Consider the following 22,595-nt stretch of genomic DNA (forward strand, 5'->3'; position numbering starts at 1 on the left):
TTATGCGCGTTGCCAGCGCAGTTTCTTACCGAATCCCAGCGCATTATCCGTCATTTTCAGCTCATCCAGACGGATTTCCCACAGCGGTGCGGAAACCTTTCTTGCTACCGGAAAACGCTTACAGTAAGCGGCACGCGCCAGCGCTTCGCGTTCGCCAGCTAAGCGGATAATTTGACCGCGGTACTGCACGCCTTTAATCAACAAGACGCTTTTGGGCTGACCGTTAATGCTTCCGGCGACCACTGGCTGCTGCTGCATCAGTTCGCCATGGCGGGTATCCGGTTCGGTCATCAGCCAGAACACCGTCTGGCTGGCATCAAACACGTAAAAACAGTTGGCGCACCATAAGTCTTCCGCCGTGCCACAGCATAATGACAGCACATGCTGTTTTTTCAGATAACGGCCAATCGCGGCAAGCGTTTCAGTTTCGGACAAAATAACTCCGTGTTTTCCGCAAAAGTGGCGATAGCCGCCAGATTTGAATCACTTTAGAATGCTGACAGATCTTCGCAAACTGAGAGTCTTTATGGATAACTCTGCTACGCCAGTCTGGCAGCTGTATATTCTGCGCACCGCCAGCGGCATGCTGTACACCGGCATCACCAACGATGTGGCGCGTCGCTTACACCAGCATCAGCAAGGCAAGGGGGCAAAAGCCTTGCGCGGTAAAGGTCCGCTGGCGCTGCTGTTTCACTGTGAAGCGGGCGATCGTTCCAGCGCGTCAAAGCTGGAATATCAGGTAAAACAGCTGAAAAAGCAGGACAAGATCAGGCTGGTCGAAAGCCAGCCTGTCTCACTGCCACAGTGGCTGGCTAATCGAAACGGTTAAACGGCTCGGCAAACTCAATCTGCCCTTGCGCGTCAACAAACGCGTCATCTGCCAGTTTGTAGACCTGGAATGCCGCTTCGGCGCCCAGCCATTTACAGTGGAGCTGATGGCGCGCGGCCGGTTCAAAGCCGAAACGGCCATAAAATGCCGGATCGCCTACCACCACCACGGCGGCATAGCCGAATTCATTTAAGGTATCCAGCCCTTCGTAAATCAGCTGTTTGCCAATACCCTGCTGGCGTACGCTGTCATCCACCGCCAGCGGTGCCAGCCCCACCCACTGTCGATCCTCACCCTGCATGGAAACCGGGCTGAATGCCGCATAGCCCAGCACCTGGCCTTCATCATCCGTGGCGACAACGCCCAGCGTCAGCAGGCCGTCTTCGCGCAGCTGCTGTACCAGCTCGGCTTCTGCCGGCGTCGGGAAGCAGCGGCGCAGCAGACTGTCGATACCTGCGGCATCAACCCCGATTTCTGTCCGAATTAACATGGCGCACCTGCGCGATTCTCCGGGGAGTTCGCGTCCTTGTTCAGCCCAGCCTCAACAAACTGAGCCAGTTGCATTAGCCCGATACGCAGCGGTGTCGGCATCATTTCCAGTTCAATCGCATCCATTAAATTCTTCACCTCAAGTCCAAGCTCGGTATCACCTTCTATCACCAGCCGGCGCTGGAAAAACAGCGTATCCGGATCGCGTTTACGCGCCGCCACTAATATTAAATCATTAGCGTCACCCCGAAACCATACATCGATCTGCTGAGCATCGCTAACTTGTAGCTGCCCCTCTGACACACTGGTCGCCCAACGCAGATCAAGATCGCGAATTTCAATGCCTAACCAGCGTCCCTGCAGAAAGTCTAACTCACCTTCAGCCAGAGCTTGCGCAAATTGCCAGTTAAGCAGTTGCTGCAACAAACGTTTTTTCAACGCGAAAGGGGTAAATTGTAGCGGAAAACGCAGAAATTTCGGACCATTTTGTACGCACTGTGCGCGAAGCTGATTCAACACCCGTTATCACTCCTTTTGAAAAATTTCGGACATTTTGCCATATCGACAAAATTCATCAGGTAGCGGGATCAACAAAGTGAACGAACTTTACTCTTTTTGAACTACCAATATACATTCAATACGCCATTCGCTGCCTTAAATCAAAATTTGTCATCGGCAGCAGATCTACACTCGTCGACTGTTATCGCTCATTACAGAGAATAATCATGGAACTTCTTTGTCCGGCCGGGAACCTCCCTGCCCTGAAAGCAGCCATCGACAATGGTGCCGATGCGGTGTTTATCGGTCTGAAAGATGAGACCAATGCTCGCCACTTTGCCGGCCTTAACTTTACCGAAAAGCGCTTACACGAGGCATCGCGCTTTGTGCATCAGCGGCGACGCAAACTGCATGTCGCGATTAATACCTTTGCTCATCCCGATAATTATCAGCGCTGGCAGCGGGCGATCGATGTGGCGGCGGATCTCGGTGCCGATGCGCTGATCCTTGCCGATCTGGCGACGCTGGATTACGCCGCTGAGCGCTATCCGCATATTGAACGACATGTTTCCGTACAGGCGTCAGCCACCAACCTCGAAGCAATAAAGTTCTATCAGCGTAATTTTGCTGTTTCCCGGGTGGTATTGCCACGCGTGTTGTCGATGCATCAGGTGCGCCAGCTGGCGCGCGTCACGCCAGTACCGCTGGAAGTCTTTGCCTTTGGCAGCCTGTGCATTATGGCCGAAGGCCGCTGCTATCTCTCTTCCTGGCTTACCGGAGAATCGCCTAATACCGTCGGCGCCTGCTCACCAGCACGCTTTGTGCGCTGGCAGCAAACCGAAGCGGGTCTGGAAGCGCGTCTGAATGAAGTATTAATTGACCGCTATGCCGATGGTGAACATGCCGGTTATCCGACGCTGTGCAAAGGACGTTATAAAGTCGATGAAATGCGCTATCACCCGCTGGAAGAGCCAACCAGTCTGAATACGCTGGCACTGCTGCCGGAACTGCTGCAGGCCAATATCGCCTCAGTAAAAATTGAAGGACGCCAGCGTAGCCCGGCGTATGTCGCTGAGGTGGCGCGTATCTGGCGTCAGGCAATCGATCGCTGCAAAGCGTCTCCCGATGAGTTTAAGGTCGAGCAAAACTGGATGAATGCCTTAGGTGCGTTATCTGAAGGTACGCAAACCACACTCGGCGCATACCACCGTAAATGGCAGTAGGAGCCTCAATGAAATATGCCCTGGGGCCGGTACTGTGGTACTGGCCAACTGAAAAACTCAGTGATTTTTATCAGGCTGCCGCCAGCAGCAGTGCTGACATTATTTATCTCGGCGAGAGCGTGTGCAGCAAGCGCCGCGCCACCAAATTCAGCGCCTGGCTGGATATCGCCAGACAGCTCAGCCAGAGCGGTAAACAGGTGGTGTTCAGCACGCTGGCGCTGGTGCAGTCGCCTTCCGAGCTGAGTGAAATAAAGCGCTATGTTGATAACGGTGAGTTTCTGATTGAGGCCAATGATTTAGGCACGGTGAATCTCGCCGCAGAGCAGAACTTGCCGTTTGTCGCCGGTCACGCACTAAACTGTTATAACGCCGTTACCCTGAAGCTACTGCTGAAACAGGGCATGACGCGCTGGTGCATGCCGGTCGAACTGTCGCGCGACTGGCTGACGAATATCCTGCGCCAGTGCGATGAGCTGGGAATTCGTCAGCAATTTGAGGTGGAAGTAATGGCCTATGGGCATCTGCCGCTGGCACTGTCGGCGCGCTGTTTTACCGCCCGTTCCGAGAATCGCGCCAAGGATGAGTGTGAGACCTGCTGTATTAACTATCCACAAGGCCGTCGCGTGTTGTCGCAGGAGAATCAGCAAGTGTTTGTGCTGAATGGGATCCAGACCATGAGTGGCTACTGCTACAACCTCGGTAACGATCTGGCGTCGATGTCCGGGCTGGTAGATATCGTGCGTTTATCGCCTGAGGATCAGCAAACGCTGACGGTGATCGATCGTTTCCGGGCCAATGAAAATGGCGGCTCACCGCTGATGGTCGCGCAGCGAAATGACTGTAATGGCTACTGGCGCAATCTGGCCGGGCTGGTACTGGAAAACTAACACGGCACAGGGTGTAAAGCCGCTGGCGATAAATACAGCTTTAATAGAGGGACAGTCAGTTAACACTGATACTTATTGATAGCAGGCGACGTTGTTCGTCGTGCATAAAAAAGTGAGTTCCTATGTCTGATAAAAAAACTGTCCCTCTGTCAGTTCTCGATTTAGCCCCCATCCCGCAAGGCTCTTCGGCGCGGGATGCGTTCCATACCTCGCTGTCGCTGGCTCAGCAGGCGGAAAAGTTGGGTTATCATCGCTACTGGCTGGCAGAACACCACAATATGACCGGCATCGCCAGTGCTGCCACCTCGGTGCTGATTGGTTATCTGGCTGCGGGCACTACCACACTGCGCCTCGGTTCTGGCGGCGTGATGTTACCTAACCATGCGCCGCTGATGATTGCGGAGCAGTTCGGTACTCTTGAGTCGCTCTATCCTGGGCGTATCGATCTGGGACTGGGACGCGCACCCGGCTCTGACCAGCGCACCATGATGGCACTGCGCCGTCATCTCTCCGGTGCCCAGGCCGACAGTTTCCCGGCAGATGTCGCCGAGCTGGTTAACTGGTTCGATGCACTTCAGGATGAACAGCCCCCCGTACAGCCGGTGCCCGGCCTCGGTCTGAAAATTCCGGTATGGTTGTTGGGTTCCAGTCTCTACAGTGCCCAGCTGGCTGCACAAATGGGCCTGCCATTTGCTTTTGCCTCACACTTTGCGCCTGACTTACTGTTCCAGGCGCTGCAAATCTATCGTCAGAACTTCAAACCTTCGGCGCGGCTCGAGAAGCCCTACGCGATGGTGTGCGTTAACGTCGTCGCCGCCGAAAGTGACCGTGACGCCCGTTTTCTGTTTACCTCAATGCAGCAGCAGTTTATCAACCTGCGTCGCGGTAAACCCGGCCCGCTTCCGGCTCCGGTGGAAAATATGGATAACCTGTGGTCGCCGTCAGAGCAGTATGGCGTGCAGCAGGCACTGAGTATGTCGATCGTCGGTGACAGCGCTAAAGTGCGTGATGGCCTGGCCTCACTGATTCGTGAAACCGATGCGGATGAGATTATGGTTAACGGCCAGATCTTTGATACCGGAGCACGACTGCGCTCGTTTGAGCTGGCGATGCAGGCGGCACAAACGCTGTAAGGCCGACATTCTCGTCTTTCGTGCCGCAGAGTAACATCAGGGCGGAATTCGAAAACGGCTCCCCTGGAGCAAAAAAAAACCAGCCCGAAGGCTGGTTTTTTTATTGGCATCAGTGATTATGCATCACGACGACGAGTGGGTGCGCTTCCGCCGTCCTGACGTGGACCACGGTTGCCGCCGTCACGGCTGAAGCCGCCACGACCGCCATTGCCGCCTTCACGACGCTCGCTGAAACGACGCGGTGCGCCGCCATCACGACCACCTTCACGGCCTGCACCGCCGCCGAAGCCACCACGGCCACCCGGACGACGTTCGCCGCCACGCTCAGCACCACGGTCGTTGCTACGCGGTTGTGCATCGCCCAGCAGCTGCATATTCATTGGTTTGTTCAGAATACGCGTGCGGGTGAAATGCGACAGCACATCGCCCGGCATGCCTTTCGGCAGCTCGATAGTTGAGTGAGTACCGAACAGCTTGATGTTACCAATGTAACGGCTGCTGATATCGCCTTCGTTAGCAATCGCGCCAACGATATGACGAACTTCAACACCATCATCACGGCCAACTTCAATGCGGTACAGTTCCATATCGCCAACTTCACGACGTTCACGACGTGGACGGTCGCCATCGCGCGCTTCACGTGGAGCACGGTCACCGCGCTCGCCACGACGGTCATCACGACGATCGTCACGGTCACGGAATTCACGACGTGGACGCTGTGGTGCATCTGGTGGCAGAATCAGTGGACGTTCGCCCTGGGCCATTTTCAGCAGAGCTGCGGCCAGAGTTTCCATATCCAGTTCTTCTTCTGGCTGCATTTTAGCCAGCAGTGCACGGTACTGGTCCAGATCGCTGCTTTCCAGCTGCAGCTGAACTTTAGCCGCGAACTTAGCCAGACGACGCTCGCTCAGCAGTTCTGCATTTGGCAGATCAACTTCAGGAATGGTCAGCTTCATGGTGCGTTCGATGTTGCGCAGCAGACGACGCTCGCGGTTCTCAACGAACAGCAGCGCACGGCCAGCACGACCCGCACGACCGGTACGGCCGATACGGTGAACGTAAGACTCAGCATCCATAGGGATGTCGTAGTTAACAACCAGGCTGATACGCTCAACGTCCAGACCACGTGCCGCAACGTCGGTGGCAATCAGGATGTCCAGACGACCATCTTTCAGGCGCTCCAGCGTCTGCTCACGCAGTGCCTGGTTCATATCACCGTTCAGTGCAGCACTGTTGTAGCCACTACGCTCCAGCGCTTCAGCCACTTCCAGCGTCGCGTTTTTGGTACGCACGAAGATAATCGCCGCATCAAAATCTTCCGCTTCCAGGAAGCGAACCAGCGCGTCAGTCTTACGACCGTAAGCAGTCCAGTAGCTCTGGCTGATATCCGGGCGAGTAGTAACGCTGGACTGGATACGCACTTCCTGCGGATCTTTCATAAAGCGTTTAGTAATACGACGAATAGCTTCCGGCATAGTTGCAGAGAACAGCGCGGTCTGATGACCGTCTGGGATCTGCGCCATGATGGTTTCAACGTCTTCGATGAAGCCCATACGCAGCATTTCATCTGCTTCGTCCAGTACCAGGCCACGCAGGCTGGACAGGTTCAGCGTACCGCGTTTCAGGTGGTCAAGCAGACGGCCCGGAGTACCCACAACGATCTGTGGACCGGCACGCAGAGCACGCAGCTGAACGTCATAACGCTGGCCGCCATACAGGGCCACAACGTTTACGCCGTTCATTTTCTTAGAGAATTCAGTCATAGCTTCAGCAACCTGAACCGCCAACTCGCGAGTTGGTGCCAGCACCAGAATCTGTGGTGCTTTCAGATTACTATCAACATTGTTCAGCAGGGGCAGAGAGAATGCAGCTGTTTTGCCACTACCAGTCTGGGCCATGCCCAGCACGTCACGACCAGCCAGCAGGTGTGGGATACACTCTAACTGGATAGGTGATGGTTTTACGTAGCCCATACCGTTCAGGGATTCGAGAAGGGCAGCATTCAGGCCCAGGTCAGCAAAAGTAGTTTCGATTTCAGTCGTGGTTTCGATCGTAGTCATGTAGTACACAAGCCTCTTATATTGCGGCGGCCAGTCTACATAACTCGTCGTGAAAATTTTCAATCATTTTCATCAAAAAGTGTGAACCGGCTCAAATTAGTGGTTTCGACGAACAAAAAAGCCCTCATCCGCTAAGATGATGACATTTCAGAAATTCAGGCAAAGAAAGTTCGTCAGCTATTGCTGGTCAGATTCTGATAAATCGTCTTGTGTCTGGCCGAGTAGCGCCAGCTCCAACAATGCGTATCGGTGCTCAACGAAGTTATTTACGTTGTTAGCAACCGCCAGTTTGAACAACGCTTCTGCGTTGTCCTTCTCCCCCAGACTTAGGTAGTACTTACCTAAATAGAAGTTGGTTTCACTGAGATGTTCAGCGAGCGAGGTGTTATCCGTTGCGTCCGCCTTGAGACGTTCCATCAGCGTTTTTTCACTGATGTCGCCAAGGTAGAACTCGACAATATTCCATCCCCATTGTTCCTTATCCGATTTGTCGTGACGCTGTTGTAGCGTTACTTTCGCGTTGTCTGCATCCATCTCACGTTCTGCGAGATAGAGCCACAAGCTACGGAAAGGATCGTTAGGATCGTCTTGATAAAACGCCAGCAGATCATCTTGCGCTAGCGGGAATCGACCACCGTAATACAGGGCGATGCCACGATTTAAATGCGCATAGTTGTAAGTTGGATCAAGCTCAAGTACAGAATCAAACGCTTCATAGGCGGCATCAAAGTTGCCAGCCTGCGTTAAATATATGCCTAAGTAATTGAATACTTCCGGCATATCCGGTCTGATCGCTAACGCTTGTGAAAAATCATTTCGCGCTAATGCTCTCAAACCTAAACTATCATACAACACTCCGCGCTCATATAACAGCTGTGCGCGTTCATCATCTGTTAATGCCCGACTGGCAAGTATTTGTTCCATGCGCGCCAGGATGACTTCCTGTTGCAATGTGGGTTGCAGCGGAACGGCCAAAACCGCGTTCTTACGCCAATCAGAGTTGCTGCATCCTGCCAGCGATATAGCTGTCGCAACCAAACACCAGCGCAAAAAAGGCTTCATTTCCCACTCCCGAAAACAAACACTGGGATGTACATCCTGCCATCCGCCTGCCGTGCACGAGGTTTCCCGCCCTCGCGATGAAACAGCTCTCCATGCGCACATGGAGAGCTCAGTGGTCGATCGTTATTCAGCTTCAGGATTCGCTGCAGCAGCTTCAGGCTGCTGCTGTTCTGTCGCTTCTTTAATGCTCAGGCGCACGCGGCCCTGACGATCAACTTCCAGTACTTTAACCGGAACTTCCTGACCCATCTGCAGGTAGTCGGTCACTTTCTCAACGCGCTTATCAGCGATCTGAGAAATGTGTACCAGACCTTCTTTACCGCCACCGATGGCCACGAAGGCACCGAAGTCGACAATACGGGTCACTTTACCATTGTAGATACGGCCAACTTCGATCTCAGCAGTGATCTCTTCGATACGACGGATAGCGTATTTCGCTTTTTCACCGTCGGTTGCTGCGATCTTCACGGTGCCATCATCTTCAATTTCAATGGTGGTGCCGGTTTCTTCGGTCAGCGCACGAATGACCGAGCCGCCTTTACCGATAACATCTTTGATCTTGTCCGGACTGATCTTGATGGTGTGAATACGTGGTGCAAACTGAGAAATATCGCCACGCGGTGTACTGATAGCCTGCTCCATCACGCCCAGAATGTGCAGACGTGCACCTTTGGCCTGATTCAGCGCTTCCTGCATGATTTCGCGGGTAATGCCTTCAATTTTAATATCCATTTGCAGCGCGGTGATACCGTCACGGCTACCGGCTACTTTGAAGTCCATGTCGCCAAGGTGATCTTCGTCACCGAGGATGTCAGACAGAACGACAAACTTCTCACCTTCTTTCACCAGACCCATCGCGATACCCGCAACAGCGGCTTTGATCGGTACGCCTGCGTCCATCAGTGCCAGTGAAGCACCACAAACGGAAGCCATTGATGAAGAACCGTTAGATTCGGTGATCTCAGACACAACACGTACGGTGTACGGGAAGTCTTCTGGTTTCGGCATCATTGCCAGCACGCCGCGTTTCGCCAGGCGACCGTGACCAATTTCACGACGCTTAGGAGAACCGACCATACCGGTCTCACCCACCGAGTACGGAGGGAAGTTGTAGTGGAACAGGAAGCTGTCGGTGCGCTCGCCCATCAGCTCATCCAGGTTCTGCGCATCACGGGCAGTACCCAGAGTCGCGGTAACCAGTGCCTGAGTTTCACCACGGGTGAACAGTGCGGAACCGTGAGTACGTGGCAGCACGCCAGTACGCACATCCAGACCACGGATCATGTCTTTCTCACGGCCATCGATACGCGGCTCACCGTTCAGAACACGGCTACGCACAACGTTTTTCTCGATAGCGTGCAGAATGTCGCTGATTTCGCCTTCGTCCAGCGTCTCATCTTCTGCCAGCAGTGCTGCGGTGGCTTCAGACTTGATCACGCCAACTTTTTCGTAGCGTTCTTGTTTCTCAGTGATGCGGTAAGCATCGCTCAGGCGAGATTCAGACAGTGCAGCGATGCGCGCAGTCAGCGCTTCGTTCACTGCTTCTGGCTGCCAGTCCCAACGTGGTTTGCCTGCTTCAGCAACCAGTGAGTTAATGTTTTCAATAACAATCTGCTGCTGCTCGTGGCCGAACACCACTGCGCCCAGCATCTGCTCTTCACTCAGCACATCGGCTTCAGACTCAACCATCAATACTGCGCCCTGAGTACCAGCAACTACCAGGTCCAGTTTGCTTTCTTTGACTTCGTCGCTGGTTGGGTTCAGAACGTACTGATCGTTGATATAACCGACGCGCGCGGCACCGATTGGACCATTGAACGGCAGACCAGACAGGCTCAGTGCAGCAGAGGCACCAATCATTGCCACGATATCGGGGTTAACCTGTGGGTTAACGGAAACCACGGTAGCGATAACCTGTACTTCATTGACGAAACCTTCCGGGAACAGCGGACGAACCGGACGGTCAATCAGACGGGAGATCAGGGTTTCGCCTTCGCTTGGACGGCCTTCACGACGGAAGAAGCTACCCGGGATACGACCAGCAGCGTAAGTACGCTCCTGATAGTTAACCGTCAGCGGGAAGAAGTCCTGACCTGGTTTAGCTTGTTTACGACCAACAACGGTGACGAACACTGCGGTGTCGTCCATGCTTACCATTACGGCAGCCGTTGCCTGGCGCGCCATCATACCGGTTTCAAGGGTAACGGTATGCTGACCATATTGGAATTTACGTACGATCGGGTTCAGCAAAATAATATCCTTTACGCAAAGCAGGCACTTTCATCGTGCTCTGCCGTGGATTTTTAATCTTTATTTGCATCCTCGCGACTAATGACAACCTTTAATCCACGCCTCGTTGGATAAAGCCTCTCATTAGCCGCGCGAACCTCTGCAACTAAAGATCACACTCAGCAACAATACATTAGTTTGAGCAATATTGCTGCCGATTGCTCGAAAAAAGGGGCCGTAAAGGCCCCCTTTTAACGAAACTCGCACGAATCTGTTCATCAAGCCGTGCTTTCATCAGTTTAACGCCGATGACCGCCTGTGAACAGATTCTAAGATTTAGCGACGCAGACCCAGACGCTCGATCAGGCTGGTGTAACGTGCAACATCTTTACGCTTCAGGTAATCCAGCAGCTTACGACGCTGAGAAACCATACGCAGCAGACCGCGACGGCTGTGGTGGTCTTTTTTGTGCTCAGAGAAGTGACCCTGCAGATGGTTAATCTGTGCAGTCAGCAGAGCAACCTGAACTTCAGTTGAACCGCTGTCGTTAGCGTCACGACCATAATCAGCAACGATTTGTGCTTTAGTTTCAACACTTAGAGACATAATACAACTCCAAATTATAAGATAAATGTACAGGCGCCGATCTCTAATTCAGCTACCCAGGATTATACCTGCGTCAGAAACGCTGGTATAAAGCCGCGCCATTCTACTCTGAGCCAGTTACGATGGCAAATGGCTCACTCAGAATATTCCACGACCAGACGACGCGGCGCAACGCGACCATCGTCATCAATTTCTGCCATGCCGATAAACTTACGCGCCTCACCTTCGGTCACACGCACTAAGCCAGAGGCCGGCACGCCGGAAGCCTGCACCGGCTGACCCTGCTTGAAATAAGCCGCGACCACGGTCAGCAGGTTCACTTCAGGAAAAGCGGATGCCGGGCTGTCCATGGGCATCAGTAACGCATCGAGTTTTTCACCCGGCGCGACACCTTCCGCATTCGCCTGCTCAAGCAAGCTATTCAGTTGCTCCAGCGTTACCATATTGCCAACCGGATAAGTTGCCACCTGCAGACGTCGCAGCATAATCACATGCGCGCCGCAACCGAGCTTTTCACCGAGGTCGTCAATAATGGTACGAATATACGTGCCTTTCGAGCAGTGGATTTCCAGCTCAAGCTCGTCGCCTTCCCAGCGAATGAACTGCAGTTCATACACTTTAATGCTGCGCGCTTCGCGGGGTACTTCAATACCTTCGCGTGCATACTCGTACAGCTTGCGTCCCTGATATTTCAGCGCCGAATACATCGACGGCACCTGCTGGGTTTCCCCACGGAAGCTGTCGAGCGCTTCATCCAGCATCTGCTGGTTAAAGCTCACCGGACGTTCACTGATTATCGCGCCATCGGCGTCGGAAGTATCAGTGCGCTGGCCGAGGCGAGCGATCACACGATAACGCTTGTCTGAATCCAGCAGATACTGGGAGAACTTGGTGGCTTCGCCAAGGCAGATCGGCAGCATGCCGGTTGCCAGCGGATCCAGCGCACCGGTATGCCCTGCGCGGTTAGCGTTGAAGATGCGCTTTACTTTCTGCAGCACATCATTCGATGACAAACCCTGCGGCTTATCGAGTAGCAGCACACCGTGAATGTCACGACCGCGACGACGAGGACGACTCATTAATCCTCCTTGTCTTCTTCCGCAGAAGAACGGCGCTGTTCGTCGTTTTTCACTACGTTAGTGACAAGGTTAGACATGCGCATCCCTTCGACCAGCGAGTTATCGTAGAAGAAGGTCAGCTCAGGTACGATGCGCAGACGCATCGCTTTGCCCAGCAGGGTACGGATGTAGCCAGCGGCATCACCCAGCGCACGCAGGCCGCCTTTAATCGCCTCTTCATCTTTGTCATTCAGGAAGGTAACGAATACTTTGGCATAAGCCAGGTCGCGAGAAAGCTCGACGCCAGACACGGTGACCATCATGCCCAGACGAGGATCTTTGATCTCACGCTGTAAAATCATCGCGATCTCTTTTTGCAGCTCCTGGGAGACACGCTGCGGGCGACCAAATTCTTTTGGCATAATTAATTCTCCAAATAATAAGGGAGGCACGCGGCCTCCCAAAAAATAGTCTCGTCGTGCGTGACTATTAATCGATGGTGCGTTGAATCTCGATAATTTCGAATACTTCGATCATATCGCCAGTGCGCACATCGTTATAGTTCTTCACGCCGATACCACATTCCATGCCGTTACGAACTTCGTTAACGTCATCTTTGAAGCGGCGCAGGGACTCCAGCTCGCCTTCGTAGATAACCACGTTGTCACGCAGAACACGGATCGGGTTGTGACGCTTGATGTTACCTTCGGTGACCATACAACCGGCGATAGCACCAAATTTCGGTGATTTGAACACGTCACGTACTTCAGCCAGACCGATGATCTGCTGTTTGTACTCAGGCGCCAGCATACCGCTCATCGCCTGCTTCACTTCGTCAATCAGATTATAGATTACGGAGTAGTAACGCAGATCCAGACTTTCAGAATCGATCACGCGGCGCGCAGAGGCATCAGCACGAACGTTAAAGCCAACCAGAATTGCGTTAGACGCAGCAGCCAGAGTCGCGTCGGTTTCGGTGATACCACCTACGCCGGAGCCAACAATCTTCACTTTCACTTCGTCGGTGGAGAGTTTCAGCAACGAGTCGGAAATCGCTTCGACAGAACCCTGTACGTCGGCTTTCAGCACGATGTTCAGCTCGGACACTTCGCCTTCGGTCATATTGGCGAACATGTTTTCCAGCTTAGATTTCTGCTGGCGAGCCAGTTTAACTTCGCGGAATTTGCCCTGACGATACAGCGCAACTTCACGTGCTTTCTTCTCGTCACGCACAACAGTTGCTTCATCACCTGCGGCCGGAACACCTGACAGACCCAGGATCTCAACCGGGATTGACGGGCCAGCTTCGGTCACTTCGCGACCTAACTCGTCACGCATCGCACGGACACGGCCATATTCAAAGCCGCACAGCACGATATCGCCTTTATTCAGCGTACCTTCACGAACCAGTACGGTAGCAACCGGACCACGACCTTTATCAAGGAAGGATTCGATAACTACGCCGCTTGCCATACCCTGACGAACAGCTTTCAGTTCAAGAACTTCAGCTTGCAGCAGGATTGCGTTCAGCAGGTCATCAATACCGGTACCGGCTTTAGCGGAGACGTTAACAAACATGTTCTCGCCGCCCCACTCTTCCGGGATGATACCGTACTGAGTCAGTTCGTTTTTAACGCGATCTGGATCGGCGTCTGGCTTATCAACTTTGTTAACCGCAACCACAACCGGCACTTTCGCTGCTTTCGCATGCTGAATAGCTTCGATGGTCTGAGGCATCACGCCGTCGTCCGCAGCAACAACCAGGATAACGATGTCAGTTGCCTGAGCACCACGGGCACGCATCGCGGTAAACGCGGCGTGGCCTGGGGTATCCAGGAAGGTGACCATACCGTTTTCGGTTTCAACGTGGTAAGCACCGATATGCTGAGTAATGCCGCCCGCTTCGCCAGAGGCGATTTTGGTGGAACGGATGTAGTCCAGCAGGGAGGTTTTACCATGGTCAACGTGACCCATAATGGTGACCACTGGCGCGCGGGATTCCAGCGCAGCATCAGTATCACGGTCGCCCATTACCGCCTCTTCCAGCTCATTTTCGCGGCGCAGCGTCACTTTGTGACCCATTTCTTCCGCGACCATCTGAGCAGTTTCCTGGTCGATAACCTGGTTGATAGTCGCCATCGCGCCCATTTTCATCATCGCTTTGATGACGAGGGAGCCTTTCACTGCCATTTTATTGGCCAGTTCGGCAACGGTCACGGTTTCGCCGATGATCACATCACGGTTAACCGCCTGCGCTGGCTTGTTAAAGCCCTGCTGCAGCGAGCTAGGCTTACGCTTGCCTTTACCACCGCGAACCTGAGCGCGCGCTTCTTCGCGGTCAGCTTTCGATTCAGAATGCTTGTTGCCTTTCTTCTGACGTACGGCTTTAACCGGACGGCTACGACGCTCACCTTCAACCTTACGGTCGTTTTCATCTTCAGCCTGACGGGCATGAGTGGATGTGGTGACGTGGTAATCGGAGGTATCTTCCGGCTCTTCGGACGCGACGGTCCAGCTTTCACCTTTCTCTTCAGCCATTTTACGGGCCTCTTCGGCTACGCGCTTAGCGTCTTCTTCGATCTTGCGGCGCGCTTCTTCTTCAGCTTTACGCTTCAGCTCTGCGGCTTCGGCTTCGCGACGGGCTTTATCTGATTGATTGGCCCGGGTCTTTTCGTCGGTAGGTTGATTGCTCACTTTATCTTTTTCCGCTGCTTCGCGCCTTGCTTTGTCGGCGGCTTCACGTTTGGCTTGCTCTTCGGCTTCACGTTTCGCTTTGTCTGCTGCTTCACGTTTAGCTTTTTCTTCAGCCTCACGAGCCTGTTCTTCCGCTTCACGCTGTGCCTGCGCTTCTGCTTCCGCTTGTTCAGCGTCAGTTTCGCCCTTCACATAGGTGCGCTTTTTGCGGACTTCGATTTGCACCGATTTACTTTTACCCCCGGTGCCTGGAATATTCAAGGTGCTGCGCGTTTTGCGCTGCAGGGTCAGCTTACTTGACACGCTGCCGTGCTCACGATTCAGGTGCGTCAGTAAGGTTTCTTTTTCCTGCTGGGTCACAGAGTCAGTTTCAGACTTACGGATCCCTGCGTCAGCGAATTGCTGTACCAGGCGTTCTACCGAAGTCTCTATCTCTGCGGCCAGCGATTTTACGGTTACATCTGTCATGCTGTTCCTTCCTGTTATTACGCGTCGTCACCGAACCAGCAGATATTGCGCGCAGCCATAATCAGCTCACCGGCCCGCTCATCGCTGAGGCCTTCAATATCTGACAGATCGTCAACACCCTGCTCAGCAAGATCTTCCAGCGTGCATACACCTTTCGCCGCCAGTTTGAACGCCAGTGCGCGATCCAGACCTTCCAGATTCAGTAAATCATCTGCCGGTTTGCTATCGCCAAGGCTCTCTTCTTTTGCCAGTGCCAGGGTGGTCAACGCATTTTTCGCACGGTCGCGCAGCGCTTCTACCGTATCTTCATCAAGGCCGTCGATGTCCAGCAGTTCATTGATTGGTACATAAGCCAGCTCTTCCAGAGAGGAGAAGCCTTCTTCAACCAGAACGGTGGCGAAATCTTCGTCGATGTCGAGATATTTGGTAAAGACGTCGATGGCTGCATGTGCTTCAGCCTGGTGTTTGGCCTGCAGGTCGTCGACCGTCATCACGTTCAGCTCCCAGCCACTCAGTTGAGAAGCCAGACGCACGTTTTGGCCGTTACGGCCGATCGCCTGAGCCAGGTTTCCGGCTTCAACAGCGATATCCATGGTGTGATTATCTTCATCCACCACGATTGACGCGACATCAGCAGGGGCCATGGCATTGATAACGAACTGTGCCGGGTTGTCGTCCCATAGCACGATATCAATACGCTCACCGCCTAATTCGCTGGATACCGCCTGAACACGCGCACCGCGCATGCCGACACAAGCACCGACCGGGTCGATACGCTTGTCATTGGTCTTCACTGCGATCTTGGCACGAGAACCTGGATCGCGAGCGGCTGCTTTAATTTCAATCACTTCTTCGCCGATTTCCGGCACTTCAATGCGGAACAGTTCAATCAGCATCTCTGGTTTAGAGCGGCTGACAAACAGTTGAGCACCGCGAGCTTCCGGACGCACAGCGTACAGTACGCCACGAATGCGGTCACCCGGACGGAAGTTTTCACGTGGCAACATATCTTCACGGATAATGACTGCTTCAGCATTGCTACCCAGATCGAGGGTGATGTTGTCACGATTTACTTTCTTCACCACACCGGTGATGATCTCACCTTCGTGCTGACGGAACGCATCAACCACCATCGCGCGCTCAGCTTCACGTACTTTCTGTACGATAACTTGTTTCGCTGTCTGAGTAGTAATGCGGTCAAAAGTGACAGATTCAATCTGATCTTCAACAAACTCGCCGAGATTGAATGCTTCATCTTCGTAACGTGCAGCTTCCAGCGTGATTTCACGGGTCGGTTGTGTAACTTCATCCACAATCACCCAGCGACGGAAAGTATCAAAATCGCCGCTTTTCCGATCGATGCTAACGCGAACATCGATCTCTTGTTCGTATTTTTTCTTGGTTGCAGTGGCCAGCGCGCTCTCCAGCGCTTCGAAAATTTTCTCACGCGGGAGGGCTTTTTCGTTAGAAACTGCCTCTACAACAGCTAAGATTTCTTTGTTCATCCTGGTTAGCCTCAATCCGGACGTTTAAAAGTGGGGGACCAGGTTCGCTTTCTGGATATTACTCAGCGCGAACACTTCATCGCTACCCTCAACGGTAACAGTGATCATTTCACCTTCAACAGATTTAATGATGCCCTGCCATTTGCGGCGGTTTTGTACGGCCATACGCAAAACCAGGCTGACTTGTTCGCCAATGAATTGCGTGTAATGTGCTGCAGTAAACAGGGGGCGCTCAAGGCCCGGTGAAGAGACTTCAAGGTTGTAGGCAACGGTGATGGGATCTTCAACGTCCATTACCGCACTAACCTGATGGCTGACATCAGCACAATCGTCAACGTTGATACCGTCTTCGCTATCAATATAGATGCGCAGCGTGGATGTGCGACCACGAACGAACTCAATACCGACCAGTTCGTAGCCAAGCGCTTCTACTGGTGCCGAAATCAGCTCTGTTAATTTTTGCTCTAATGTGGACAAAGCCACCCCCAAGACATAAAAAAAGGGCTTAATAGCCCAGTGTTTTGATAGCCTGATAACAAAAAACCCCGAAAATTCGGGGCTTAATGCGACTGGACCCTGTACGCCGCAATTGCGGCTCGGCACACAATCCAAAAGAATTTTTTTCAAAACTCGCTGAAAATGCGCCGTAAGATGCATACAGTATATTTGAAAAAGAACTCTAAGGGAAAGTGGTTGCGGGGGCCGGATTTGAACCGACGACCTTCGGGTTATGAGCCCGACGAGCTACCAGGCTGCTCCACCCCGCGTCCGAAAACGTGGCGAATATTACGCCGATCTTGCGCTTAACGCAAGCAATTCTGAGATTTGGTACCGAGGACGGGACTTGAACCCGTAAGCCCAATCGGGCACTACCACCTCAAGGTAGCGTGTCTACCAATTCCACCACCTCGGCACTTTAAGACGGCGACTTTTTTATTTCTGTCGCATCGAAATTGTAACTTTTTACTGCTTACTGCGGGATGTCGCTGCTCGGCGTTGCCGGTTTCGCTGGCGCAGTCTGTTCAGACTGAGCTGGCTGCGTGAGATTATCCCACTCGCTACCTTTCGTGGTTTTATTGCTGTTCAGGTTACCCAGAACCAGGCTGATAATAAAGAACAGGGTAGCCAGCACTGCGGTCATACGGGTCATAAAGTTGCCTGAACCGCTTGAACCAAACAGAGTACCGGAAGCGCCTGCACCGAAGGAGGCTCCCATATCCGCGCCTTTACCTTGCTGCAGCATGATCAGACCTACAAGGCCCAGTGCCACAATAAGGAAAATTACCAGAAGAGCTTCGTACATAATCAACCTGTTCCTTGCGCGCTAACCGCACATAAATAGCTTCAAACCAGTCAAATGGATGTTGTCATCACACCCACCAGAAGCGGGTGTGAATACTAACCAAAGGTCCTTGTCCGCGCAAGCGCAATTTCATTGCCGCCAGCTGATTGCGGAAAAAAACGCCATATTGTCAATTTCAGCAGAAAAAACGAGCAGTTATCCGGTAAGCATCAACCGATTACAGGCAAGCCGTTTTAAGGCGGTTCTGAAGACGGGCTGAGGTGCAAACCTCTTCACAGGCGGCGAGAACGCCGCCGCTACATAATCAGACTGCTTTTACCGCATCGGCGATACGATGTGCCAGTGTAGTGACCTGGGTTTCATCTTCGCCTTCAACCATCACGCGAATCAGTGGCTCAGTGCCGGATTTACGCAACAGCACGCGACCACGCCCTTCCAGCTCTTTCTCTACTTCCGCCGTGACTGCTTTTACCGTCGCATCTTCCAGTGGATCGGTTGCGCCGCTAAAGCGCACGTTGACCAGAATCTGCGGCAGTAATTTCATGCCACTGCACAGATCGTGCAGCGTCATATGGTTACGTACCATAGCGGTGAGTACTTGCAAACCTGCCACAATGCCGTCGCCGGTGGTGGTTTTATCCAGCAGGATCACATGACCAGAGTTTTCAGCACCGATACGCCAGCCTTTCTCCTGCAATTTCTCCAGCACATAACGGTCACCGACTTTCGCCCTGGCAAACGGAATACCCAGCTGCTTCAGCGCCAGCTCGAGACCCATATTGCTCATCAGCGTACCGACAACACCGCCCTTCAGCTGACCCTGACGCAGACCTTCGCGCGCAATAATATACAGAATCTGGTCACCATCGACTTTGTTACCCAGGTGGTCGACCATCATAATACGGTCGCCGTCGCCGTCGTACGCCAGGCCGATATCGGCTTTTTCTGCCAATACGCGTTCCTGTAACATGCGCACATCGGTCGCACCGCACTCTTTATTGATATTCATGCCGTCCGGCTGACAGCCGATGGCAATCACCGTTGCACCCAGCTCGCGCAGCACGTTCGGCGCAATGTGATAGGTCGCACCATTGGCGCAGTCCACCACAATTTTAAGCCCGCTCAGGCTCAGCTCGCTCGGGAAAGTACCCTTGCAGAATTCGATATAACGGCCGGCAGCGTCAACAATGCGGCTGGCGCGGCCCAGTTCAGCTGACTCGACGCAGGTGATAGGCTTTTCCATCTCGGCTTCAATTGCCTCTTCCACTTCATCCGGCAGCTTGGTGCCATCAATCGAGAAAAATTTAATGCCGTTATCGTCGAAGGGATTATGTGAAGCCGAAATCACAATACCGGCTTCCGCACGGAAAGTACGCGTCAGGTAAGCCACTGCCGGGGTTGGCATCGGTCCGGTGAACGAGGCTGACAGGCCTGCTGCTGACAGCCCGGCTTCCAGCGCCGACTCCAGCATATAACCAGAGATGCGAGTATCTTTACCGATGATAATTTTTTTCGAGCCGTGGCTCGCCAGCACCTTGCCAGCCGCCCAGCCCAGTTTCAGCACAAAATCGGGGGTAATCGGGGTTTCGCCCACTTTGCCGCGGATGCCATCGGTACCAAAATACTTACGATTACTCATAGCGTTACTATTCCTTCGCTGATCGTGTCGCTTCGACGACTCGCATCGCCTCGACGGTTTCTTTAACGTCATGTACTCGCACAATGTGCGCGCCCTGCATGGCGGCAATCACCGCGCAGGCAATACTGCCGGTCAATCGCTGCGATGGTCCGACATTCAGCAGCTGTCCTATCATCGATTTACGGGACATTCCAACTAATAATGGCAAACCAAAATGATGCAGATCGGCCAGATGCGCCAGCAGTTGATAATTGTGAGAGAGATTCTTACCGAAACCAAAGCCCGGGTCGAGAATCAATTGCTCTTTTTTAATTCCCGCCGCTTCACAGCGCGCGATATGCTGCACAAAAAATGCATCGACGTCTGCCAGCACACTCTGATAGTGCGGCGATTGCTGCATCGATTGCGGATCACCCTGCATATGCATCAGGCAAACCGGTAGCCCGGTTTCCGCCGCGGCTTCCAGCGCGCCCGGCTCCTGCAAAGAGCGAATATCGTTAATGATGTGAGCGCCTGCTCGCGCTGACTCACGGATCACTTCTGGCTTGGAAGTATCAACCGAGATCCACACTTCAAAACGCTGCGCCAGCGCTTCAACCACCGGTACTACGCGCTCCAGCTCTTCTTCCACGCTGACTTCTGCGGCACCGGGACGCGTCGACTCGCCGCCAACATCAATAATCGTGGCCCCGGCATTGATCATGTCGTTGGCATGGGTCAGCGCATGAATCAGCGAATTATGCTTACCGCCATCGGAAAAGGAGTCTGGTGTGACGTTCAAAATGCCCATGACCTGGGGATATGCGAGATCCAAAACCGAGTTTCTGGCGTGTAACTTCATTCTGATTTTCCTTGGGTAATGAGGGTTTGCACTTTAGCTTAAAAATATTCAGCAAGAAAAAACCCCGGTCAGAGCCGGGGTTTTGGAGGTGTCAGTCGATTCGTTGATGCCGAATTATTTGTCGCCGAACTGCTCAGACATGGTGTTGCCTGGGTTTGGCGTACGTGGCTCATCGACCGGACGCGGTGCTTTTGGCGTACCGTTGTCATCTGAATTATTGTTGCTGCTTGCTTCTTCCCAACCTGCTGGCGGACGCACTTCGCGGCGAGCCATCAGATCGTCAATCTGCGGAGCATCAATGGTTTCATACTTCATCAGCGCGTCTTTCATCGCGTGAAGGATGTCCATGTTTTCATTCAGCAAGCGACGGGCGCGCTGGTAATTCTGCTCAACCAGAGATTTCACTTCCTGATCGATAATACGCGCAGTCTCATCGGACATGTGCTTGGCTTTTGCTACCGAGCGACCGAGGAAAACTTCACCATCTTCTTCAGCATACAGCAACGGACCTAATTTCTCTGAGAAGCCCCACTGGGTGACCATGTTACGAGCGATGTTGGTAGCGACTTTAATGTCGTTAGAAGCACCGGTAGAAACATGTTCCACACCGTAGATAATCTCTTCAGCCAGACGGCCGCCGTACAGCGTAGAAAGCTGACTTTCCAGTTTCTGACGGCTGGCGCTGATCGCGTCGCCTTCAGGCAGGAAGAAAGTCACACCCAGCGCACGTCCGCGAGGAATAATGGTCACTTTGTGCACCGGATCGTGTTCCGGTACCAGGCGGCCAATAATCGCGTGGCCTGCTTCGTGATAAGCGGTCGACTCTTTCTGCGATTCGGTCATCACCATGGAGCGACGTTCTGCACCCATCATGATTTTGTCTTTGGCTTTTTCAAACTCAACCATCGACACCACGCGACGGTTACCGCGCGCAGCAAACAGTGCCGCTTCGTTGACCAGGTTAGCCAGGTCAGCACCAGAGAAGCCCGGCGTACCACGTGCAATGACTGATGCATCAATATCGGTTGCCAGTGGCACACGACGCATATGCACTTTCAGAATCTGCTCGCGACCACGAACGTCTGGCAGACCGACCACAACCTGGCGGTCGAAACGGCCCGGACGCAGTAACGCAGGGTCAAGTACATCAGGACGGTTAGTCGCGGCAATCACGATGATACCTTCGTTGCCTTCAAAGCCATCCATCTCAACCAGCATCTGGTTCAGCGTCTGCTCACGTTCGTCATGACCACCGCCTAAACCGGCGCCACGCTGACGACCGACGGCATCGATCTCATCGATAAAGATGATGCAAGGAGCGGCCTTTTTCGCCTGCTCGAACATATCACGCACACGTGATGCACCGACACCGACGAACATTTCGACAAAGTCAGAACCGGAAATGGTAAAGAAAGGCACTTTCGCTTCACCGGCAATCGCTTTTGCCAGCAACGTTTTACCGGTACCCGGTGGCCCCACCATCAGTACACCTTTCGGAATTTTACCACCCAGTTTCTGGAAACGACTCGGCTCGCGCAGGTATTCAACCAGCTCGCTCACTTCCTCTTTCGCTTCGTCACAACCTGCGACATCAGCAAAGGTGGTTTTAATCTGATCTTCAGTCAGCATGCGGGCTTTACTCTTGCCGAAGGACATCGCGCCCTTACCGCCACCGCCTTGCATCTGACGCATGAAGAAGATCCAGACACCGATCAACAACAGCATCGGGAACCAGGAGATAAAGATTGAAGCCAGCAGGCTTGGTTCTTCTGGTGGTTCACCGACAACTTTTACATTTTTGGTCAACAGGTTATCGAGTAACTTGGGATCGTTGACAGGGATGTAGGTCGTGTATCGATTACTGTCTTTTTTAGTTACGTTGATCTCACGCCCGTTAATACGTGCCTCGCGGACCTGATCCTGGTTCACTTCCGACAGGAAGGTTGAGTAATCAACCCTGCGGCTATTCGACTCGCTGGGCCCAAAGCTCTGGAATACAGACATCAGAACAACTGCGATGACTAACCAGAGAATCAGGTTTTTCGCCATGTCACTCAAGGGATTAACCTCA

Annotated in this window: 21 protein-coding genes and 2 tRNA genes; 4 read left to right on the plus strand and 19 right to left on the minus strand. The window is 53.2% G+C overall.

Annotated features, from left to right (window positions below; genetic code table 11):
- A complete protein-coding gene (locus tag ACP3TC_RS19005) occupies positions 1 to 435 on the minus strand; it encodes a YhbP family protein (protein WP_313855379.1) in 435 nt (144 codons plus the stop codon).
- A 91-nt stretch (positions 436 to 526) separates the two neighbouring features.
- Between ACP3TC_RS19005 and ACP3TC_RS19010 the strand changes: the two genes are divergently transcribed.
- Positions 527 to 829 carry a GIY-YIG nuclease family protein gene (locus ACP3TC_RS19010; RefSeq protein ID WP_313855377.1) on the plus strand — a complete coding sequence of 101 codons (303 nt, stop codon included), beginning with the start codon at positions 527 to 529 and terminating at the stop codon, positions 827 to 829.
- Here the strand turns inward: ACP3TC_RS19010 and ACP3TC_RS19015 are convergent.
- Both ACP3TC_RS19015 and ubiT read right to left on the minus strand, forming a co-directional pair.
- The gene (locus ACP3TC_RS19015; RefSeq protein WP_426817061.1) at positions 813 to 1,319 is read right to left on the minus strand and encodes a GNAT family N-acetyltransferase; all 507 of its coding nucleotides are present in this window, start codon (positions 1,317 to 1,319) and stop codon (positions 813 to 815) included. The genes ACP3TC_RS19010 and ACP3TC_RS19015 overlap by 17 nt on opposite strands.
- Positions 1,313 to 1,837 carry a ubiquinone anaerobic biosynthesis accessory factor UbiT gene (ubiT, locus tag ACP3TC_RS19020; protein ID WP_313855374.1) on the minus strand — a complete coding sequence of 175 codons (525 nt, stop codon included), beginning with the start codon at positions 1,835 to 1,837 and terminating at the stop codon, positions 1,313 to 1,315. The genes ACP3TC_RS19015 and ubiT overlap by 7 nt, the downstream gene beginning before the upstream one ends.
- A 206-nt stretch (positions 1,838 to 2,043) precedes the next feature.
- Between ubiT and ubiU the strand changes: the two genes are divergently transcribed.
- From ubiU to ACP3TC_RS19035, 3 genes are all read left to right on the plus strand, one after another.
- Entirely contained in the window at positions 2,044 to 3,039 is a 996-nt protein-coding gene (gene ubiU / locus ACP3TC_RS19025; protein WP_313855373.1) for a ubiquinone anaerobic biosynthesis protein UbiU, read from the plus strand.
- Positions 3,040 to 3,047: 8 nt separating this feature from the next.
- A complete protein-coding gene (locus ACP3TC_RS19030) occupies positions 3,048 to 3,926 on the plus strand; it encodes a U32 family peptidase (RefSeq protein ID WP_313855372.1) in 879 nt (292 codons plus the stop codon).
- Positions 3,927 to 4,048: 122 nt separating this feature from the next.
- On the plus strand, positions 4,049 to 5,059 hold the full coding sequence (locus tag ACP3TC_RS19035) for a luciferase-like monooxygenase (RefSeq protein WP_426817062.1): 1,011 nt from the start codon (positions 4,049 to 4,051) through the stop codon (positions 5,057 to 5,059).
- 116 nt (positions 5,060 to 5,175) lie between these two features.
- Here the strand turns inward: ACP3TC_RS19035 and ACP3TC_RS19040 are convergent, their stop codons facing one another.
- The 16 genes from ACP3TC_RS19040 to ftsH all read right to left on the minus strand — a co-directional run bounded on the left by ACP3TC_RS19040 (position 5,176) and on the right by ftsH (position 22,573).
- Positions 5,176 to 7,119, minus strand: coding sequence for a DEAD/DEAH family ATP-dependent RNA helicase (locus tag ACP3TC_RS19040; RefSeq protein ID WP_313855370.1), 1,944 nt, complete (start codon positions 7,117 to 7,119; stop codon positions 5,176 to 5,178).
- Positions 7,120 to 7,135: 16 nt separating this feature from the next.
- The gene (yrbN, locus tag ACP3TC_RS19045) at positions 7,136 to 7,192 is read right to left on the minus strand and encodes a protein YrbN (RefSeq protein ID WP_156322019.1); all 57 of its coding nucleotides are present in this window, start codon (positions 7,190 to 7,192) and stop codon (positions 7,136 to 7,138) included.
- Between the two features lie 104 nt (positions 7,193 to 7,296).
- Positions 7,297 to 8,181, minus strand: coding sequence for a lipoprotein NlpI (gene nlpI, locus ACP3TC_RS19050; RefSeq protein ID WP_426817063.1), 885 nt, complete (start codon positions 8,179 to 8,181; stop codon positions 7,297 to 7,299).
- 123 nt (positions 8,182 to 8,304) lie between these two features.
- Complete coding sequence (gene pnp, locus ACP3TC_RS19055; protein WP_313855368.1) at positions 8,305 to 10,431, minus strand: polyribonucleotide nucleotidyltransferase; 2,127 nt, start codon at positions 10,429 to 10,431, stop codon at positions 8,305 to 8,307.
- Positions 10,432 to 10,746: 315 nt separating this feature from the next.
- Positions 10,747 to 11,016, minus strand: a complete 270-nt coding sequence (gene rpsO, locus ACP3TC_RS19060) for a 30S ribosomal protein S15 (protein WP_024966694.1) — start codon at positions 11,014 to 11,016, stop codon at positions 10,747 to 10,749.
- A gap of 134 nt (positions 11,017 to 11,150) precedes the next feature.
- Entirely contained in the window at positions 11,151 to 12,095 is a 945-nt protein-coding gene (gene truB / locus ACP3TC_RS19065; protein WP_313855366.1) for a tRNA pseudouridine(55) synthase TruB, read from the minus strand.
- Positions 12,095 to 12,496: a 30S ribosome-binding factor RbfA gene (rbfA, locus tag ACP3TC_RS19070; RefSeq protein ID WP_052898304.1), complete on the minus strand. Its 402-nt coding sequence runs from the start codon at positions 12,494 to 12,496 to the stop codon at positions 12,095 to 12,097. The genes truB and rbfA overlap by 1 nt, the downstream gene beginning before the upstream one ends.
- 67 nt (positions 12,497 to 12,563) lie before the next feature.
- On the minus strand, positions 12,564 to 15,236 hold the full coding sequence (infB, locus tag ACP3TC_RS19075; RefSeq protein WP_313855365.1) for a translation initiation factor IF-2: 2,673 nt from the start codon (positions 15,234 to 15,236) through the stop codon (positions 12,564 to 12,566).
- A gap of 17 nt (positions 15,237 to 15,253) precedes the next feature.
- Positions 15,254 to 16,741 (minus strand): transcription termination factor NusA, encoded by a 1,488-nt coding sequence (gene nusA / locus ACP3TC_RS19080; protein ID WP_313855364.1) that lies wholly within the window; start codon positions 16,739 to 16,741, stop codon positions 15,254 to 15,256.
- Between the two features lie 24 nt (positions 16,742 to 16,765).
- Positions 16,766 to 17,218, minus strand: a complete 453-nt coding sequence (gene rimP / locus ACP3TC_RS19085) for a ribosome maturation factor RimP (protein ID WP_052898376.1) — start codon at positions 17,216 to 17,218, stop codon at positions 16,766 to 16,768.
- Between the two features lie 213 nt (positions 17,219 to 17,431).
- Positions 17,432 to 17,508, minus strand: a tRNA-Met gene (locus tag ACP3TC_RS19090).
- A gap of 59 nt (positions 17,509 to 17,567) precedes the next feature.
- A tRNA-Leu gene (locus ACP3TC_RS19095) sits at positions 17,568 to 17,654 on the minus strand.
- 57 nt (positions 17,655 to 17,711) lie between these two features.
- Positions 17,712 to 18,044 carry a preprotein translocase subunit SecG gene (gene secG / locus ACP3TC_RS19100; RefSeq protein ID WP_052898298.1) on the minus strand — a complete coding sequence of 111 codons (333 nt, stop codon included), beginning with the start codon at positions 18,042 to 18,044 and terminating at the stop codon, positions 17,712 to 17,714.
- 304 nt (positions 18,045 to 18,348) lie between these two features.
- Positions 18,349 to 19,683: a phosphoglucosamine mutase gene (gene glmM / locus ACP3TC_RS19105; protein ID WP_313855363.1), complete on the minus strand. Its 1,335-nt coding sequence runs from the start codon at positions 19,681 to 19,683 to the stop codon at positions 18,349 to 18,351.
- Between the two features lie 7 nt (positions 19,684 to 19,690).
- Positions 19,691 to 20,524, minus strand: coding sequence for a dihydropteroate synthase (gene folP, locus ACP3TC_RS19110; protein ID WP_426817064.1), 834 nt, complete (start codon positions 20,522 to 20,524; stop codon positions 19,691 to 19,693).
- A 114-nt stretch (positions 20,525 to 20,638) separates the two neighbouring features.
- A complete protein-coding gene (gene ftsH / locus ACP3TC_RS19115; RefSeq protein WP_313857566.1) occupies positions 20,639 to 22,573 on the minus strand; it encodes an ATP-dependent zinc metalloprotease FtsH in 1,935 nt (644 codons plus the stop codon).
- Positions 22,574 to 22,595: the final 22 nt, after the last annotated feature.

Origin of the sequence: Winslowiella sp. 2C04 (genome assembly GCF_050037805.1) — a bacterium.
Taxonomy (GTDB): domain Bacteria; phylum Pseudomonadota; class Gammaproteobacteria; order Enterobacterales; family Enterobacteriaceae; genus Erwinia; species Erwinia toletana_A.